The sequence below is a fragment of the Pseudarthrobacter linnaei genome (genome assembly GCF_055412825.1).
In genome coordinates, this window is record NZ_JBVAYX010000016.1 from 32,420 (window position 1) to 49,027 (window position 16,608).

Here is a 16,608-nt window from a genome sequence, read left to right on the forward strand (position 1 = left end):
GCCGGTCCGTGCGGAACGGTCCTTGTTCTCATCTGTCATCGTGCGCGCTGGTCTGCCCGGGAGCAAGGGCTCCCCTCGTCTATTCAGCACTCCTAAACTCACTCCGGTCGGGGGGCATTCGAGTTCCACTGTTCACGCTTCATGGCCTCCAAAGAATGGCCGCCAGTGATGAGTGGATTCACTACAGCGACGAAGTTCGTTATGAAGTCTCCAAAATGACCACGGAACACCCGGCCAGGATAATCCGGGAGGCAGCTCGTCACGTGATTGATCGCAGCCATCACGAGGACAACGGAAGCAAAAAGGCTCTTGAGGAATACCCGGATCCACAACCGTCAGCTGAACTCGCATGACGAAGCATCCAGAGTCCCACCGCCGTCCCCCCTGCTCTGCGTAGCCAACATTCTCGGCGAGGAGTCCACCTACATCGCCGCCAGGCCGCCGACTGCGGAGGCCCAGTTGATCAGCACCCAACGGCGTGCAGGGACAGGAATCGACAACGCGGATAACAGCGCATACGTGAAGCCGACGACATCGGGGCGATAAAACCACTTTTCTCGATGCCTTCCCTGCTAGTTCCACGTGGGTGAGTGCTTCCTTTCGTCGTGCTTCGACGTCGGCTGCCAGCTTTGGGAGCGATGAGACCCTGTTTTCGAGTTGCCTGATGGTGCCTAGATCGGCTGACAGGAGGCTGCGGCGGGCTATTTGTGTTGTTGCCCTGGGTACTCCGTCGATGCGTACTTCGACGGTTGCCCGATCAAGGTTCCGGGCCGGCATGAGTCGGGCGCGGAGGTCGTGGCCGCCGAGGTTGGCGATGGTTCCGAGCTCGTCGTAGCCGTAGAGATTCATGAGGCGGTGGCCGTGCTTGCCGGCCCATGCCCGGAGTGCTTCGGCCGCGTCCCCGCGGTTGTCGAGGGACGTGCCGTCGATGGTGGCTTTGAAGGCATCCGCCGTGGTGTCGAGGGTCCGCGCTGCCGCTGCCTGAATCAGGGGCAGGTCCTGGGCGGCGGCGACGGCGGCTGATTGTTCGCCGCGCTTGGTGTGGGCGACAGCAACCATGTTGCGGTTGTAGGCCCGGTCCAGGCGGCTCAGGCGGGCCATTTCCTGGTCGGCGACGGCTTTTTCCATCACCAGCGGGTTGCCGCTGGTGATGGCTTTGGCCTCGGCGAAGTTCAGGGTGTTGTCCCCGATGTCCTCGATTTCGCGCACGTCAAGGCGGCCGCGCATGATCTGGTTGATGAACCGGGACTTTCGTTCAAGTCCCTGCCACATGAAGGAATCGAAGGATTCCTTGGTGACCACCTGGGAGATGCGGACCTCGGGGTTCTGGTTACCCTGGCGCAGAATGCGGCCGTGGCGTTGCTCGACGTCGGAGGGCCGCCATGGGGCGTCCATGTCGACCAGGTGCACGGCGCGTTTTTGAATGTTGGTGCCAACACCCATTTTCGAGGTCGATCCCATCAGCACGGCGATCTGTCCGGAGCGGGCGGCGGCAAAGAGCCGGCCCTTCTCGGTGTCGTTCTTGGCGTCGTGGATGAACCGGACCAGGTGTTCGGGCACGCCGCGGCGGCGGAGCTGATCTTTGAGTTCACCGTAGACGTTCCACCGGTCAGAGGGGGTGCCGAAGTCACAGAACACCAACTGCAAGGCACCGGGCACGGGGTCCGGTTCACCGGTTTTCGGGTCGGTGTAGATGCGGTCCTTGTGCTCTTCATACACACTGGCCAGCAGGTCAGCGGTGGCGCTGATCTTGGTCGGGCCCTGCTGGGACAGTGCCGGGTCAACGAGTCTCATGTCCAAGGCGGCCTTGCGGCCATCTGAGGAGACTTTGAGCATGTTGTCTTCCTCGGCGTCCACGAGCTTTTGCTGGATGCGGTCCACCCGCTGACCGATGTCCTGGATGTATCCACGCAGTTCGGGGCTGGGTTCCACGGTGAGCATGTTCGGCTGCCGCAGCCCGTCCCCGGCGCGTGCGGCGAGGGCCGGGACGGGGAGCTTCAGATCCTCGGCGGTCTTGACGTCCGCGAAGGTGTGGAACATTTTCAGCAGCTCGGGGACGTTCTGGAATTTCGCGAACCGGCTCTTGAGTTTGAACCGGTCACCGCCGGCGACGGAGAGTTCCATTTCCTCGACAACCTGCCCGAAGGTCGCTGCCCAGGTGTTGAAGTCCTGGATTCCAGCAGCCTGGAGCAGGTCCGGGCGCAGGTAGCGCTGCATGACGTACATTTCCGTGACGGAGTTCGCGATGGGTGTCGCTGTGGCTCCGGTGATCACGCGCCGGCCCTCGCGTTGGCGCAGGAACTCTGTCTTCATGTGCAGGTCCGATGCACGGTTGGAGCCCTGGATTCCGGCGCCGGGGATGTTGCTGGGCGTCTCCAGGTTCTTGTAGTCGTGCAGCTCGTCCACCACGAGGTAGTCAATGCCGGTTTCCTCGTAGTTGATTCCCGGATCGGCGGGGGTATCGAGCTTGGCTTTGAGGCGTTCTTCCCGCCCCAGGACCACCTTTTCGAGCCGTTTGACGATGCTCGCGCTGGGCTGGCCATTGTCCTGGCCGCTGTCCCTGACCGCTTCCAGCTCGGCCCGCGCCTGGGCGACTTCGGCCCTCATATAAGAGGCTTCAGCTTCGGGGCTGAGGCTCACGCGTTGGAACGCCGTGCGGGTCATTACCACGGCGTCCCACTCGTTGGCGGCTGCCCGGGCCACGAACTGCCGGCGCTTATCCCCGGCAAGATCGCTTGAGGATGCTGCGAGGATCCGGGCCTGCGGGTAGATCTGGAGCCATTCGCGGGCGAACTGTTCGAGCATGTGGTTGGGGATCACGACGGCGGGCTTGTTGACCATGCCCAGCCGGCGCAGTTCCATCACGCCCATGACCATCTCGGCAGTCTTTCCCGCGCCGACCTGGTGGAACAGCCCCACGGCAGGCTCCGAGAGCATCCGGGCCACAGCGGCGCGCTGGTGCGGGCGTGGGGAGAAGTCCTTGGCCATCCCGGGCAGGGTCAGCCGCTCTCCCTCGGTGCTGTAATCGCGCAGCACGATGGAATTGAAACGGCGGTTGTACTCGTCAATGAGACGGGTGGCCCGTTCGGGTTCTTCCCATACCCATTCGCTGAAACGCTCCTGCAGCAGCTGGGCTTTCTCCTGGGCCGCGGCGGTTTCCGTGGGGTTCAGAATGCGGCGCTTGTCCTCACCTTCGTCCGTGACACGCACGGGCCGCTGTTCCAGGACCTGTTTGAGGACATCGGAAGCGGGCATCCTCTGCGTACCCCAGTTGCTGGTGGCGGCCAGGGTGTGGCGGTTGGCTTTGACGTCCCACATGGAGCCGGCGGCGTTGGAGACGGTGGCGTAGGGGTCGTTCAGGATTTCCCGGACAAACTCCTGGTGCGTGCCGGCGTCGATCCAGACCGCACCGAGGCGGGCTTCCACTTCATCCATGCGCAGCGGTTCCGGCATGGCCGAGGCGAGGTCCTGGACGTTGACGGCGAACCGGTCATTGGAGAGCGCGGCCGCCTGGGCCACTTCAAGCTTCTCCCGCACGTTCCCGGACAGGTATTCGGCCCGGGTCTGGAAGGTCTCCTCGGCGTCGGGGATGTGGTAGATGCTCTCCCCCAGGGCGGCCCGGGCGTCATCAGCGCTGATGCCCAACAGGGACGCTGCGTAGTCCAGATCAACCTCGCCTACGGTGTCGAGGGTGACGGTGAGGGCTTCTTCTGCGGTGTCCACGCCAAGGACCGGTCGGCGCGGTTGGACCTGACGGGTGGAAAGCAGGGCGACCGGTGAAGCTGTCTGCGTGGCTTCATCGAAGTTTTCCAGCGCCATCACCAGAGGACCGAACGGGTCACGGGAGACGATAGTGACTGCCTTGGGCGTCATGCGGGCCTGGATGGGTTCCTGCGTCTCTTCATCCACGCGCCCTGTGTTCCTGAGCGTGTAGCGGTTGATCGGCCCGTAGGTTTCCGTGTACTGGCCGTAGGCGCTCTTCAGTTCCTCACGGAGTCCATCAATGCCGGCGGTGTCCTCGCGGCTTTCGGCCTCTGCGGTGAGCAGCTGCCGGGCGCTGTCGCGCAGCCCCAGGAGGGCCCGGAGTTCAGCGGCCTGGGTCTTGGGCACGGCGAGTTCGGTGTGTGAGCCTTTTTCGACAACGGTGAAGCCGTTGTCGGCGGCGCTGATGTGGCCGTCCCACTCGTGGGCGGCAGCCGGAACATAGGCGGCCCGCTGGCGCTCCTGGTCAGCGGTCCGCTCGGTCATCACCATTCCGGCGGTCCGGGCCTCGCGTACGACGTCGGCCAGGGCTGCGTTCAGGCGGTCCGGGACGGTCGAAAGATCATCGGTGGTCAGCTGCAGGGTTTCGGCCCCGTACATGCCGTGGCTGACGTGCAGCTCGCCAAGGAGCCGTTCGGGGTATTCATCGAAGTAGGAGTTCAGGCGGGTGATGGTTCCGTCGATCTGCCGGGCTGTGACGGTTTCCCAGAGGGTGGAGGCCGGTTCTTTTCCGGGTTCCCGGCGGCGGAAGATCAGGAGGTCCGTCATGGCATCGGTGCCGGCTGCCTTGCGGTGTGAGCCTGTGGGCAGCCGGACGGCGCCCACGAGGTCGGCCAGCTGGTTCATTTCCCGGCGGGCTGAGGGGTTCGTTCCGTCGAGGGTGAAGCTGGAAGTCAGCACCGCGACCATGCCGCCGGGGCGGGTCAGTTCCAGGGACTTGAGGATGAAGTAGTTGTGGATTGAGTGGCCGCCGGCGTTGTGGCGGGGATCGTGCAGGGTGACGTTCGCGAAGGGTACGTTGCCGATAGCCAGGTCGAAGTGACCGGTCGGCAGCTTGGTATCGGCAAAGGACTCAGCCCGGACGGTGGCCGCGGGGTAAAGGGCCTGGGAGATGGCCGCGGTGGTCGGATCCAGCTCCACAGCGGTCATCTCGGCGGCGTCCGGGGCGAAGCCCATGAAGGTTCCCACACCGGATCCCGGTTCCAGGACAGTGCCCCCGGTGAAGCCAAGCTCTTGGACGGTGGACCACATGGCCTGAACGTAGGCCGCGTCCGTGTAGTGGGCGTTGATCGTAGTCCTGCGTGCGGCGTCGTACTCGACCTCGCTCAGGAGGCTGCGAAGGTGCTCACGGTCCCCGGCATATTCCTCGCGGGACTCATCGAAGATTTGGAAGACGCCTTGCGCTCCCCAACTCCCCCACCGTGCCAGTGACGCTTTCTCGGCCTCTGTGGCATGACGCGCCTCGCTCTGCAGCGTCCGCAGTACTTCAAGGGCTGCTAGGTTCGCCCGGATGCGGCTGCGGGCACCCGATGGTGCCAGGTCGTCTTGGGATGAGGGGCGGAACCTGTCGGGATCGGTGGCTAGAGTTGCTCCCTGAGCTTCTGCACCTCGGCCATAAACTCCAGGTGTTCCTGAATACTCGGGTTCACGTACTCGTCCTCCTCGTCCTCCGTCTCCGGTGGCGAGAGCAGGTCGTAACGGACGATCTCCTCGGCCTGGTTCCGTGCCGCGTTCAACCGGCCGACCTTCTCCAGATACCCCTCGCCCTGCGGGTCCGGTCCCGCGATCTTCATCAGCAGCCCGTCCACCTGTTCCTGGGCTTCCTCCCCCAGCCTGGTGAAGAAATCCACCGGGTCCTGGATCTGGCTGTAGCGCGTTGGGCTTGCTGCCTTCCAGGCTTCCTGAGCCTGCCTGCCGTACTTGTTCATCACGATCCTCCTCTGGTGCCGCCCACAGAGCCTCAAAGCTCAGCTGACCATCTACTTGCCTCTTACGCCCTGCCATGGCCGAACCCCTCTACTGAAAATATTTCAGTGTTCACGGTAGCCGGGTTCGAGGTGCATTACCTTCCACGATGCGCGGAACGGCAACGCTGCGACCTTGGATCGATAATTCTGTCTAGACGGAATTATTTTTTTAGACGATCTCGTATCGCTTCATCAAGGAAGTCTGTAATCGTGATTCCATATTCCTCAATGTATGCATCCATTTCGTCGCGGAGGCCGATCTCGATCTTGGATGAAAACGGCTCCATCCTTCTCTTGCCTCTGGGCCGCCCCGGGCCCGGCCCCCTCGTACCAACAGGCTCAAGATTCGACTTGGCCGACCGCGCCTCGACAACGGGCTGCACATCAGACCTCAGCGATGGTGCTTCCGCTCTGGATGTTAGGACATCAACGACATCGGCGGCTGGCGCCTTTCGAATGGATGACTTTCTGTCGACGGCCATTTACTTCTCCCCATCCAAGTAGCGTGCGTGGGCGACAAACTTCTCTGTCATGATGGCCGCCCCCCTGCTGTTGATTTTTGTCAGCGGCGCCCTGCTGCTGATGGAATCCTGCATCGCCGTCCTAAGGGGCAGGTGCGGATCCATCACGTCGCTGCCATACTCCGCTTCGAGTTCGCCGATCTGGAACGCGTGCTCGCCGGTCAGTGGTGAGCTGGTTTTGTTGATGATGATGCCGATGAATTCCAGAGCAGGGTTCAGGTGAGGCAGAGACTGCACCTTCTTGACCGTTTCCAGGAATTCGGTCACTCCCTTAACGGAGAATGCGGCCGGCTCGGTCACGACCAAGACTCGGTCAGCCCAGATCAGTCCGTTCAGGGTTAGCCTCCCGAGTGCCGGCGGCAAATCAATGAGGACGTGGTCGTACTCTTCTAGTTCCTCTGCCCCCCAAGCGGCCGCCTTGAGCCGCATCTCTGGAGTCATTATGCTTTCGGACTCCAGCCGAGCCAGCGACTCGGAGCTCGGGATGAGGTCAATGCCAGCCCACGAGGTCGTGGTGATAGCTTGCCCGAGAGTACCGGCCTCCCCGCCGTAGAGGACGTCAAAAATGTCAAACTCTCCAGCCCCCTCAAGCGCGTCAGTGACGTTGGCCTGGGGATCCAGATCGATGACTAGAACTTTCTTGCCGATCAGCCGGAGTCCGGTGGCAAGTCCGAGGGTGACGGACGTCTTGCCCACCCCGCCCTTTCGGTTGCCTATGGCAGTCACTTTCATATTGCTCCTTCGCGTTTTAATACAGACTGACAGATTGATTGATGTACGTCAATCTATCAATCTGTCATGACAGAATTATTTATGTGGTTTAAATATGTCTAGGCTGCGCGCGCTATCTACCTCGTGCTGGTCAGCATTCACGGGCAACCTCTGGCAGCGGCCGATGTGCCCCTCCCGGGGAATAATCTGAAGACTTTGATGCACTGTGGCTCCTTAAGTGTGTGCCAGGCCAGAATGATAGACGTACATCAATCCGTCAATCTGTCATGACAGAATTATTTATAGGGTAGATATGTCCAGACAGCACCCCCGCTACCGGAGACGGCGCTGCAGCGGGCCATGGCTCCTAAGTCTCTGCCAAGCTAGATTGATAGACGTACATCAATCCGTCAATCTGTCATGACGTAATTATTTAAATAGATGCTTTTGGCCGACATAGATTGATCCTCTCAGCATTCTGGGTTGGGCTCCGCGGCACAAAGCACATCACTGCCGCGGAGCCCACCTATACCGGCAGTATTTGCTAAAACGTTCCATGATGGTGCAGAGCTTCAGGCCACTCGCCACAGCGTCCCACCCCAGTCCAGTTCGCTTTCGGAGGGAGGGATCCAGTAGAGGTCCGATTCGGGGTCTTCTACTTCGTGTTCTGCAAGTTCAGGTACCAGATTCCTGTCCAACCACGCGTGCCAGGCTGCGCGCTGCATTCGATGTCGGCGGATCTGCTCTGCTACATCGTCAAGCGCCCCGAGCCGGCGGGCCAGCGCGGTAAGGCTGGTTACGGCCGTAATTGCCCATTGTCCGTGCCGGCGTTCGATCATGTTGTAGCTGCACATGACACCCAGGGCCGATTCAACGGCTGTACGACTGAGACCAGTGGAGCGGACGATTCCTGCCGTGGTGGGGGAGAGGCGTCCGCGTTCGATAGATTCGTAGACGAGGGCAGCGACGTCACCCAGGGCCCGGAACACAGGGCGGATGCCATGGATTTTCCCGCTGCGCCAGGAGAGTTCCCGGGCAAGTTGTTCAAAATGCCGGGGAAGCTGGATCACGTACGTGTCAGCGTTACGGCCGCGGGCATCAGCGACTTTAGTCAGAATGCCATCTGAGACTTGCTCCAACGTCCGAAGGAGCCTGGAGATAGTGCCATGGTGTTTTCCCAGTGCAGTAGCAAAAGTACGGCAGCCTACATCCAGAAGATCAGTCTCCATGGTTCGCATGTAGCCAAGTACAGCCCGGAGCAGCAGGCGCAGACTAAGGCCCTCGCGGCCGCGTTCTTTCAGCCGGTGATCCAAGACGGCGTAGAGGACATTTTCAAGATCGTTCACAAGCTGATGAGAGCCAGCCTTGCTGCTGGTTCTGCTGGCCCCCCCTGTGGGTAGTGGGAGGCTTGTGTCGTTAATACGGGTACTCCTTCTGCCTGTTGGCTGGGTTCCCCGTTTTTGAATCCAGCGGCAGGCCTTCGCCCACTCTGTGTCGATCAGGCGTTCCTGCCGGCCGGTGTCGGCATAGAGGGCTGCGAGGCCGGGAAACTGGCCTCCCATCTCGAGGCGGACCTGATCCAGGGTCCAGCCACAGGCGGCGAAGTGGTTCAGGACCGCCATCCGGGCCTCTGAGGGGCTGGCGTACTTGGCTGTGTCGTACAAGCCGGTACGGGCCAGCACCCGCAAGGGGGACTGGCTCCCGCCGAAGGAACCAGAGTGAACACCGTGCGCCGTCGCGGAGGCCGCCATCTTGGCCGTACGGTTTCTCAGCTCGCGGGCGCGTCGGATCTCCGGCGCCAGAGCCAGCCTGAGAGCGGTGACAGCGTCGGCGGGATTGCGACGGCGCAGGATGTCGTAGGCAGTGGTCAGGGGAGTGGTCAGGATCTGGTGGCCTCCGGACTTATGTGCGGAACCTGGAACCCGGATACAGCCGTCGGTGACGTTCTGGTGCGGACTGGGATCGAGACTCGGAGCAAGGAGGGTCATGGCTTGGACGAGTTCCCGGGCTTCCGGGCCGCTCATGCGCTCTGCGAGCGGGATGTAGAGGTGCCGTCCACCGCTGGGGGAGTAGTCCGCGACGTAGCGGATACCGCAACTTTCCAGGAGGTTCCCGAGCCGTTGGGCGTTGTCATCAACGACTCCCTGCAGTGCTTTGGAGGTATCCAGGTCAAGGCAGAGCGTGGAAACGGAACCATCCGCGCCATGAATTGGCACAGCCGCCGGCCGGGAAGGAAGCGCAGCGGTGATCACGGGTGCACTCTGCGGCCGCGGGTACTGGAAGCGGCCGCCAATCCAACGTCCCGACCGGTAAGTCGGTGCGCCGGCGATCAGCGGAGCGAGGGCCCATGCTTCTTGAGGCGTGATCTGACGCGCCGCGTCGAGTGTTGACGCGGAGAACTCTGCGGGTACCATAGACACCAGCTAGTCCTTTCGGGGGTATAGCAAAGCGAGCCACCCTCACGGGGAGCTTGGATAAGTTCAGATCTCTGATCCGCCAAGATGTGGATCTGAACGTCATACTTTTGAAGGCCCGCGAGAGCGGGCCTTCAGTCTTTAACCGGCCTTCGCGATAGGCAAAGCTCCTTGGTTCTGAAAGTCGTCAATGTTGTCCCAGAGCGGCAGCCCGCGAGAATCCAAGCGGATGCTCATAAGAAGCATTTCGGTTGCCTGGCCTTTTGAGAGGCCCATGTGGGTCGCTACTCGCTCTACCAGGGCCTTTGCAGGCGCGGCGACGTCTACTTTCAGTACGACGTTTCCGGCACCCGTACCGCGTTCGCGTCGGTGAATGGCTGCACTCATAAAACCGAGCCTATCCGTACCAGTACCATTAAGTGCTTCAGCGTCCGTTGGCGTGTCGCCAGTATTTGCCAAGGTCAGGCGCCCGACTGATGGCGCGCCCAAGGTGGAGAGGGAGAAGCTGCTAGGAGCGCGATGGCTGTAAATGCGCCTGCTGTTGCCGTCTCTTTGCATAGTTGTGCTCCGGAGTCATTGAGGATCCCCTGCCCGCCTGTGACAGCAGGTGTTTTTGGAAGCTTGGTAGGGTGGCTCCTTGCCAAGGCGCCGTCGGGCGTTGATTTCATAGTACACATTACTGAAATTTTTTCAGTGGATTACCGGAGCCGCAGGGACATGGAACAGTCCACACTGACCGCTGACGTCATCAATACCCTGAGCCTTCCGGAGTACCCGGATCTGGGCGATCTAGTGACTGCGGTCGAAGAAAAGTACGGCAAACGTCTGGTCTTCGAGGAAGGCACAGTGGACTGCCTTGGAGAAGGTGTCACCGGGCAGTGGATCGACACACCCAGCCATGGCATCGCCCACTACCTGCGGGGTGCCAAGGCTTGGAGTGTTCACGTCGTGCTGCATGAACTGAGCCACATTCTCCTAGGCCATAAGGGGAAGCCGCTCGACGGGCTTATCGCGGGGTCTTTTTTCTCCGCTATTGGTAAGCGGAACGGCGTCAGCTGGATGTGCCGTGCCGTGGACGTTCCATTGGACGAGGCCGAAGCTGCCGCCGAAAATTTGGCCTTTGGCCTGGCGCGGGTTCTGCATGCCACGCCTGCGAAGGAGGCCACGAAGGCCGAACGAATGTTTGGCCTATGATCGCCGCTGCGTTCTGGATCCTGGCAACGGTATTTGCCTTTCGGCTATATTTTGTCGTTCGCTGGGGATCTTCAACGGCCTTCGTTGGCGCGATCGGAATTGGCGTCCTCGGGCTCTTTCTCACAGGTGTCGTCGTACCCGAAGAAACCATTGATGGTGCCCTTGGCGGCGTCAACTTCCTTCATCTTTTTCGCAATTTGTGTGTCACAGCCGCCGTCTGGCTAGTACGGGAAGGAATCTTCGCGGCCTACTCACCGGATGAGAGCTACCGAGCCCGTTTCAGCCACAGACCCGTAGCTGCCGTCCTCGCCGCGCTTACAATCGGCGCCCCATTCTTGTCGCAGCGGTTCGTTCCAACCACCCCAAGCTATGTACCGGAGAATGTCCAGCAGGTGCCGGTCTACCTCTATGCCGGCGCCTACATGGGCATTTTGTCGTTGCTCGCTGTATCGGTCCTGCGCATTTGCCTCCGGCCTCAGGAAAGCCTGCCCGTCCGCGCGAGTTCCCGCGTTGTCGCGGCAGGCATGGGGTTAGTCGCATTGGCGTCCGTTGAAGAAATTGCTTACATGACGGCAAGGCACTTCGAGATGGGCAGCCCGGCCTTGCATCAGGTCCTGTACGTCCTGTTCAGTCCACTGTTCTACGGCGGGGTTCTGCTCACCTCTCTTGGTCTGGGTATCCCGCCGATCGTGAAGGCGTGGCGTCGGATTCAACTTCGCGACCGTGTCGCCTTGGTGTTTCTGACAGCCACACTGGGTCGGACCTATTGGGGTCTTTCCCGTGCGCAGTGGCTGGTAGCCATTGTGAGCTCTTGTTTCGTGAAGTGCCCCTCTGTGGGACTGTACGAGTACGTTATTCGCTCCAGCGATCAGAAGGCCGTTCTCTCCGGGCGATCCACACCTATGCTTGCCGGCCGTGTCTTAGACGCGGCCCAAGCCCGATTTGATGGCGGCGTCGATTCTTTGGAATTGCTGCTGCCGGTAAAGGCACCTCAGTGACAGCAGCAACCACGACCCTGCCCGCAGAGAGGTCCTCCACAGCCGTCGGCCGTGTGGCCAGGTCCGTAACCGAGATCGCGCAACCGCCTCTGGTGTTGTCGTTCCTGCTGATCTTGGCTTCTCTCTTGGGAGACCGATGGATGGTCTCCATCTGGTCGGGCATTGTCGCTGCACTCTTCATCTGCCTGGTGCCGTTTGCTGTCGTACTGATACTGGCCAAGAGAGGCCAGCTGACGGACCACCATGTTGGAGACAAAAAGCAACGTCGCCCGGTCATGCTCTGGACCCTGGGCTCGTCGCTGATTGGCTGCGCAATCCTCTCGATCATTGGCGCACCCCAGCCTGTCTGGGGACTGATTGGCGGAATTCTCTGCGGGATTGTGGCCCTGATCCTGGTCAGCCCGATCTGGAAGATTTCGGGTCACGCGATGACGTTGGGCGGCGCGACAGTGTCGGCTGTACTGATGTTCGGCTGGCTGGGGCTTCCCTTCGTCGTGGCCGCCTCGCTTGTCTGCTGGTCCCGGGTATATCTCCGGGACCACTCAGGTCGTCAGGTCATTGCAGGCTTCATAACCGGTGTTGTCGCGTTCGGAGCCTCATATACTCTCATTGTCGGCTGACTTTTCCACGTGTGGCATTCCACGAAGCCACCAGGCCTGACAAATGGTGTACCCATGACGTATCTAGAAGGAGGACTGTGACTTCGCTCCCACTGGAAAAGCGCTGTCCTCGGAATGTGGCCGCCCTTGTTGGCCAGGAGCAGGATCCCGCGTGAATTCGAACGAAAACCCCATAGATTCCCGCAGCGATAAAGAGGTTCTCGCGTCGAAAATCCAGCTTCTTCTGGACATCGTGCACGCCAAAGACGCCGACAGTTTCACGTATGAAGACGTTCGACAGGGCCTCGCGGAACGAGGGCACACGCTCACAAGGACGCGGTGGCACCGGCTTTTGGCCGGCTCTCCTGATAACCGCTGGGATCCGGAGCTACTGAAGGCACTGGCGTACTTTTTTGACGTTGACGAGAACTACCTGCTTCAGCGAAGCGGGCCCATCCCGGAACGCGTCGAGGCTGAACTCCGCCTGATAGAGGCTTACCGCATTGCCGAGGTAGAGCATTTCGCGGCGCGGGTTCTGGGAGAAGTGAACATCGACGCCCTTCGCGCGGTAACTGAAGCTCTCCGGAATCTTCCGCCCAGGCCGGAGAAGAAGCGCCCAACTAACTGAACAATTTTCACTACTGAATTTTTTTCAGTAGACTCTGGAACATGACATGTTCCAGGGGCCCCCTACGGCCTGACCATGCACATTGAGTGGCATTACAGGTGTAGCCCCTACGACAGGTTTGGGGGTAGTAGGGGCTACGCCTCCGCAGCGAGTGCACCATACGTGCGCACTCAAGCCTTCGCCCCTGAATGCTCAGCCCCCGGCTCGCCCGTCCTTGATTCAAAGAACCAGAGCGCGCGCTATATTCTGGGGTGCTGCGATGCCCGACGCCTATTCTCCCGACAGATACCTCATGTAGGTGAGGCCATGCTCCCGCAACCTGCCCAGGTCCAGGGAGTAACGAACGCGCCGCCCGTTACGGACACCAGCTTCGCCCGCAGCGGAGACCAACCCTTCGGCCTCCAGCGTCTTGATATGCGTATAGACCTGCCGGTAGTCCACGCCGATGCGCTTTGCAATGTTTCCCGTCGTGTCGCCGTCAAGATGCTGGGCCAGATCCCTGATGACGGCCGCCCGCAGAGTGTTGGCATTGAACACAATCAAGGCTTTTTCAGCCTCGAGCGGCTGTCCGGGAAGTGGCTTGTAAATGCGGGGCATTCGTCAATTCTCACCCACCGCCCCACCCTCATGACGTACCAACATATTTTTAGTGATGGTACCAATACTTTAAAGATGTTGCTTCCGCTCACGGGTATCCACCAGAAGAACCGAGAGGGGGAACTGCCGTGAAACCGTCCACGATGCTCAGCACCGGAGCCGCCGTAGCGGTACCCGTGGTGCTGACCGGCCTGGTCTTCTCCATGCTGCTGTTGCTGGCCCCCGCCAAACCTGCGGCGGCCGACTGCGGTCCGGCGGTTTCCGTCGTCATCGACGGCACCACCAAGGTTGAGGGGTACACCCAGGAGCAGCTGCAGAATGCCGCCGCGATCATGGGTGCCGGCAAGGCACAGGACTTGTCCGTCAACGGGCAGATGATCAGCGTGATGGTGGCCCTGGGGGAGTCCGGGTTGCGCGTGCTCGATACCGGCGACGGTGCAGGCCCGGACTCCCGGGGGTTATTCCAGCAACGCGACAACGGCGCGTGGGGCTCCTACGCAGACCGCATGAACCCAACCACGAGCGCCACCAACTTCATCAAAGCCCTGAAAGGCGTGGCCGGCTGGGAACTGTTGGAACCGACCATTGCCGGTAACAAGGTCCAGCGCAACGCCGACCCCTATCACTACCAGAGGTACTGGCCCGAGGCCGTCAAACTCGTCCAGGCGCTCTCGAACTCGAAGTTCTCCCTGCAAGGCAGCGACTGCCCCATCCCGGGACAGTCCGGCGCGGGGGATGACTACCCGTGGAAGAACTCCCCGACCTGGCTGCAGGTCGGCGCAAACACAGCCAGCACCTCACCTCTCGGCATGTACTACCGAGAGTGCGTGGACTTCGCACTGTGGCGGGTGAACCAGCAGATGGGTTCCACCGGAGCCCCGTTCAAGTTCCTCAACGGCACATTCCGTCCGGACGGGCAGGGCCTCGGCTCGGCCCTGACCTGGAAGGCCGGCTGGGACGCCAAGGGCTGGGCCGCCGGCAACACACCCCGGGTCGGCGCCGTTGTCTGGTACGCGCCGGGAGCCGGGGGAGCGGACCCGAACTTCGGCCACGTCGCCGTGGTCAAGGAGGTCAAGGACGACGGGACCTACGTCGAAGAGGGCTACAACGGCAGCCCCGCCCCGGATGACCACAGCTACTACACCCGGACAGTCGACAACAGCGTCCCCTCAGCTTTCCTGTACCTGCCCACCCAAGGGGAGAAGAAGTGAAAAAGCCCTTGACCCTGCTCACCGTGGCGCTGCTCTGCGTGTCCTGCGCGCCGGTGGCGAACACGACCCCGGCTCCGACGGAATCAACCAGCCAGCCCACAGCGTCCGCGCCGGTCTCACTGAGCGCCAACAGCGGACCCCAGGCGCCAGGGGGCACCATCCCGGCCACCATCGGCATCACCTGGGATCAGTCCAGTAAGGACAACGCGGTGGAAGTCGCCGGGAAGGCAATGGCGGACTTCGCCCGCCCCACGGTGGAGGAAAAGCAGTGGGCCAATGACCTGGCCCGGTGGCTGACCCCGCAGGCCACCGCCGACTACTCGGCAGTGGACCCGGCCAACATCCCGGTCAGCCGCGTCACCGGCCCCGCCACCCTGAGCGTCGATGAAGCCAACGGCTTCGGCGTCATGGCAGCTGTCCCCACCAATGCCGGGATTTACACGGTGCAGCTGCTCCGTACGGGCAAGGACGCCCCGTGGAAGGTCAACCGGCTCACCCCACCCGCCTCCTAAGTACCGCACCCCTCCATCCCACACACGTAAGGAAGAAGCTCATGGGTACTACACCAACGCAAGTTATGGCCTTTCCCAACATCAGGGCCATCGTCCGCGACAACGGAACCGCCGAGGTCATCGTCGCGGGCAACTCCCGCGTCGTCCCTGCCGGAAACTCCGTACAGGAACTGCGCAACAACGCTCTTGCCCTCATCGTCGGCGAAGCGCAGACCCTCCAGCGCCCCGTCCGGGTCCGCATCGAGGACCCCGAAGGCCACGGCGAACTCATCGTCCACCCGGACAACAAGATCGAATCCGTCTCCTACGCGCCCAGTCCGGCCCGCCGCCGGGCAGAAGCCCCCGAAACCACGCCCGCGACCGCAGCGCCAGCCGTCATTGATACCTTCCCCGCTCCCGCACCCGTGGCCGCTGCGGCACCGGTGGACCCCCAGCCGTGGCCGTCCACCCCCGCAGCCGACGCCGCCCCCGCGCCGGCCAACCCCGAAACGGAGACAGCTGCCGTTGTTGAGGAAGCGGCGCTGACTCGGCGCAGCTTGAAGGAAACCTCGTTCCTGGTCAGCGCCCCGGTGCTGGAACCGGCCACCCAGGGCTGGCGCGGAACACTCACGCGACTGGGACTCCGGATGGACCCCTCAGAGGAAGAACTCACCGAACGCGAGGACATCCGCACGGTCAGCCAGCACTGGCCCGGCCCCCGCACCATTGCCGTGGTCAACCGCAAAGGCGGGGCAAACAAGACCCCCACCGTGGTCATGCTCTCGGCCATCCTCGCCCGCTACAGCGGGGCCGCCACGGTCGCGTGGGATAACAACGAGTCCCAGGGCACCCTCGGGTGGCGGACGGAAAAGGGCTCCCACGACCGCAGCGTTCTGGACCTGATCGACGCCTCCACCGAACTGCTCTCGCCCTCGACCAATGCGGCGGAAATCGCCAAGTTCGTCCACCACCAGACCGCCGACAAGTTCGATGTCCTGCGCTCGGATGAAAACGAGGAAGGCGATCACGAAGTGACCGCCGAGGAAGTCGACATCGCCCACCAGGTGCTCACCCGCTATTACCGGCTCGTGGTCATGGACTCCGGCAACACCGCCCGGGCCGCTAACTGGCGGAGGATGATCGACCACACCAACCAGCTCGTCGTCCCGGTCACGGCCATCGAGGACCGCGCAGAAGCTGCACGGCTGACATTGCAGACCCTGGAATCCAGAGGGGGCCACGACGCGGAGCTGGCACGCAACGCCGTCGTGATCGTCTCTGAGTCCACCGACGCCAAGCGCAGCATGAGCGGGGAGGCCCTGAAGCGGGCCAAGGACGAGGCCCAGCGGATCGCTGACGGCTTCGCACCGTTCGTCCGGGCCGTCGTTCGGATTCCTTACGATCCGGCCCTGGTCAATGGCCCCATTCGCTATGAAGCCCTCCAGCCCGCCACACAGCGGGCATGGCTGGCGGCCGCGGCCGCCGTTGCAGCCGGCTTCTAAGACACTCACCAAC

At 61.9% G+C, this 16,608-nt stretch carries 14 protein-coding genes; 7 read left to right on the forward strand and 7 right to left on the reverse strand.

Annotation, left to right across the window (positions count from 1 at the left end):
* Nucleotides 1–132: 132 nt before the first annotated feature.
* The 6 genes from ACZYZ3_RS13935 to ACZYZ3_RS13960 all read right to left on the reverse strand — a co-directional run bounded on the left by ACZYZ3_RS13935 (nt 133) and on the right by ACZYZ3_RS13960 (nt 9,762).
* Nucleotides 133–5,013: a helicase-like domain-containing protein gene (locus ACZYZ3_RS13935; RefSeq protein WP_463964409.1), complete on the reverse strand. Its 4,881-nt coding sequence runs from the start codon at nt 5,011–5,013 to the stop codon at nt 133–135.
* A 329-nt stretch (nt 5,014–5,342) separates the two neighbouring features.
* A complete protein-coding gene (locus ACZYZ3_RS13940; protein ID WP_463964410.1) occupies nt 5,343–5,690 on the reverse strand; it encodes a TnpV protein in 348 nt (115 codons plus the stop codon).
* Between the two features lie 200 nt (nt 5,691–5,890).
* Nucleotides 5,891–6,211: a hypothetical protein gene (locus ACZYZ3_RS13945; protein ID WP_463964411.1), complete on the reverse strand. Its 321-nt coding sequence runs from the start codon at nt 6,209–6,211 to the stop codon at nt 5,891–5,893.
* The gene (locus ACZYZ3_RS13950) at nt 6,212–6,982 is read right to left on the reverse strand and encodes a ParA family protein (RefSeq protein WP_069953086.1); all 771 of its coding nucleotides are present in this window, start codon (nt 6,980–6,982) and stop codon (nt 6,212–6,214) included.
* 551 nt (nt 6,983–7,533) lie between these two features.
* The gene (locus ACZYZ3_RS13955; protein WP_463964412.1) at nt 7,534–9,213 is read right to left on the reverse strand and encodes a hypothetical protein; all 1,680 of its coding nucleotides are present in this window, start codon (nt 9,211–9,213) and stop codon (nt 7,534–7,536) included.
* A 303-nt stretch (nt 9,214–9,516) separates the two neighbouring features.
* A complete protein-coding gene (locus ACZYZ3_RS13960) occupies nt 9,517–9,762 on the reverse strand; it encodes a hypothetical protein (protein WP_463964413.1) in 246 nt (81 codons plus the stop codon).
* A 210-nt stretch (nt 9,763–9,972) separates the two neighbouring features.
* Between ACZYZ3_RS13960 and ACZYZ3_RS13965 the strand changes: the two genes are divergently transcribed.
* From ACZYZ3_RS13965 to ACZYZ3_RS13980, 4 genes are all read left to right on the forward strand, one after another.
* Nucleotides 9,973–10,569, forward strand: a complete 597-nt coding sequence (locus ACZYZ3_RS13965; protein WP_463964414.1) for a hypothetical protein — start codon at nt 9,973–9,975, stop codon at nt 10,567–10,569.
* Nucleotides 10,566–11,567, forward strand: a complete 1,002-nt coding sequence (locus tag ACZYZ3_RS13970) for a hypothetical protein (protein WP_463964415.1) — start codon at nt 10,566–10,568, stop codon at nt 11,565–11,567. Before ACZYZ3_RS13965 ends, ACZYZ3_RS13970 begins: the two co-directional genes overlap by 4 nt.
* Complete coding sequence (locus ACZYZ3_RS13975) at nt 11,564–12,187, forward strand: phosphatase PAP2 family protein (RefSeq protein ID WP_463964416.1); 624 nt, start codon at nt 11,564–11,566, stop codon at nt 12,185–12,187. Before ACZYZ3_RS13970 ends, ACZYZ3_RS13975 begins: the two co-directional genes overlap by 4 nt.
* 151 nt (nt 12,188–12,338) lie before the next feature.
* Nucleotides 12,339–12,794, forward strand: a complete 456-nt coding sequence (locus ACZYZ3_RS13980; protein WP_463964417.1) for a hypothetical protein — start codon at nt 12,339–12,341, stop codon at nt 12,792–12,794.
* Between the two features lie 270 nt (nt 12,795–13,064).
* Here ACZYZ3_RS13980 and ACZYZ3_RS13985 read toward each other — a convergent pair whose 3' ends face one another.
* Nucleotides 13,065–13,391 (reverse strand): helix-turn-helix domain-containing protein, encoded by a 327-nt coding sequence (locus tag ACZYZ3_RS13985; protein ID WP_463964418.1) that lies wholly within the window; start codon nt 13,389–13,391, stop codon nt 13,065–13,067.
* Between the two features lie 143 nt (nt 13,392–13,534).
* On the opposite strand from ACZYZ3_RS13985, the gene ACZYZ3_RS13990 reads away from it, so the two are divergent.
* The 3 genes from ACZYZ3_RS13990 to ACZYZ3_RS14000 are packed head-to-tail and all read left to right on the forward strand — an operon-like array spanning nt 13,535 to nt 16,595.
* Nucleotides 13,535–14,602, forward strand: a complete 1,068-nt coding sequence (locus ACZYZ3_RS13990; protein WP_463964446.1) for a CHAP domain-containing protein — start codon at nt 13,535–13,537, stop codon at nt 14,600–14,602.
* Entirely contained in the window at nt 14,599–15,114 is a 516-nt protein-coding gene (locus ACZYZ3_RS13995) for a hypothetical protein (RefSeq protein ID WP_463964419.1), read from the forward strand. Before ACZYZ3_RS13990 ends, ACZYZ3_RS13995 begins: the two co-directional genes overlap by 4 nt.
* A gap of 41 nt (nt 15,115–15,155) precedes the next feature.
* Entirely contained in the window at nt 15,156–16,595 is a 1,440-nt protein-coding gene (locus tag ACZYZ3_RS14000; RefSeq protein ID WP_463964420.1) for a MinD/ParA family ATP-binding protein, read from the forward strand.
* Nucleotides 16,596–16,608: the final 13 nt, after the last annotated feature.

What these genes read in the sequence shown, in the direction of transcription:
- ACZYZ3_RS13960 (WP_463964413.1), bottom strand. Translation starts at nt 9,762, where the DNA reads ATGAGTGCAGCCATTCACCGACGCGAACGCGGTACGGGTGCCGGAAAC.
- ACZYZ3_RS13945 (WP_463964411.1), bottom strand. Translation starts at nt 6,211, where the DNA reads ATGGCCGTCGACAGAAAGTCATCCATTCGAAAGGCGCCAGCCGCCGAT.
- ACZYZ3_RS13950 (WP_069953086.1), bottom strand. Translation starts at nt 6,982, where the DNA reads ATGAAAGTGACTGCCATAGGCAACCGAAAGGGCGGGGTGGGCAAGACG.
- ACZYZ3_RS13935 (WP_463964409.1), bottom strand. Translation starts at nt 5,013, where the DNA reads ATGTGGTCCACCGTCCAAGAGCTTGGCTTCACCGGGGGCACTGTCCTG.
- ACZYZ3_RS13985 (WP_463964418.1), bottom strand. Translation starts at nt 13,391, where the DNA reads ATGCCCCGCATTTACAAGCCACTTCCCGGACAGCCGCTCGAGGCTGAA.
- ACZYZ3_RS13940 (WP_463964410.1), bottom strand. Translation starts at nt 5,690, where the DNA reads ATGAACAAGTACGGCAGGCAGGCTCAGGAAGCCTGGAAGGCAGCAAGC.
- ACZYZ3_RS13990 (WP_463964446.1), top strand. Translation starts at nt 13,535, where the DNA reads ATGCTCAGCACCGGAGCCGCCGTAGCGGTACCCGTGGTGCTGACCGGC.
- ACZYZ3_RS14000 (WP_463964420.1), top strand. Translation starts at nt 15,156, where the DNA reads ATGGGTACTACACCAACGCAAGTTATGGCCTTTCCCAACATCAGGGCC.
- ACZYZ3_RS13970 (WP_463964415.1), top strand. Translation starts at nt 10,566, where the DNA reads ATGATCGCCGCTGCGTTCTGGATCCTGGCAACGGTATTTGCCTTTCGG.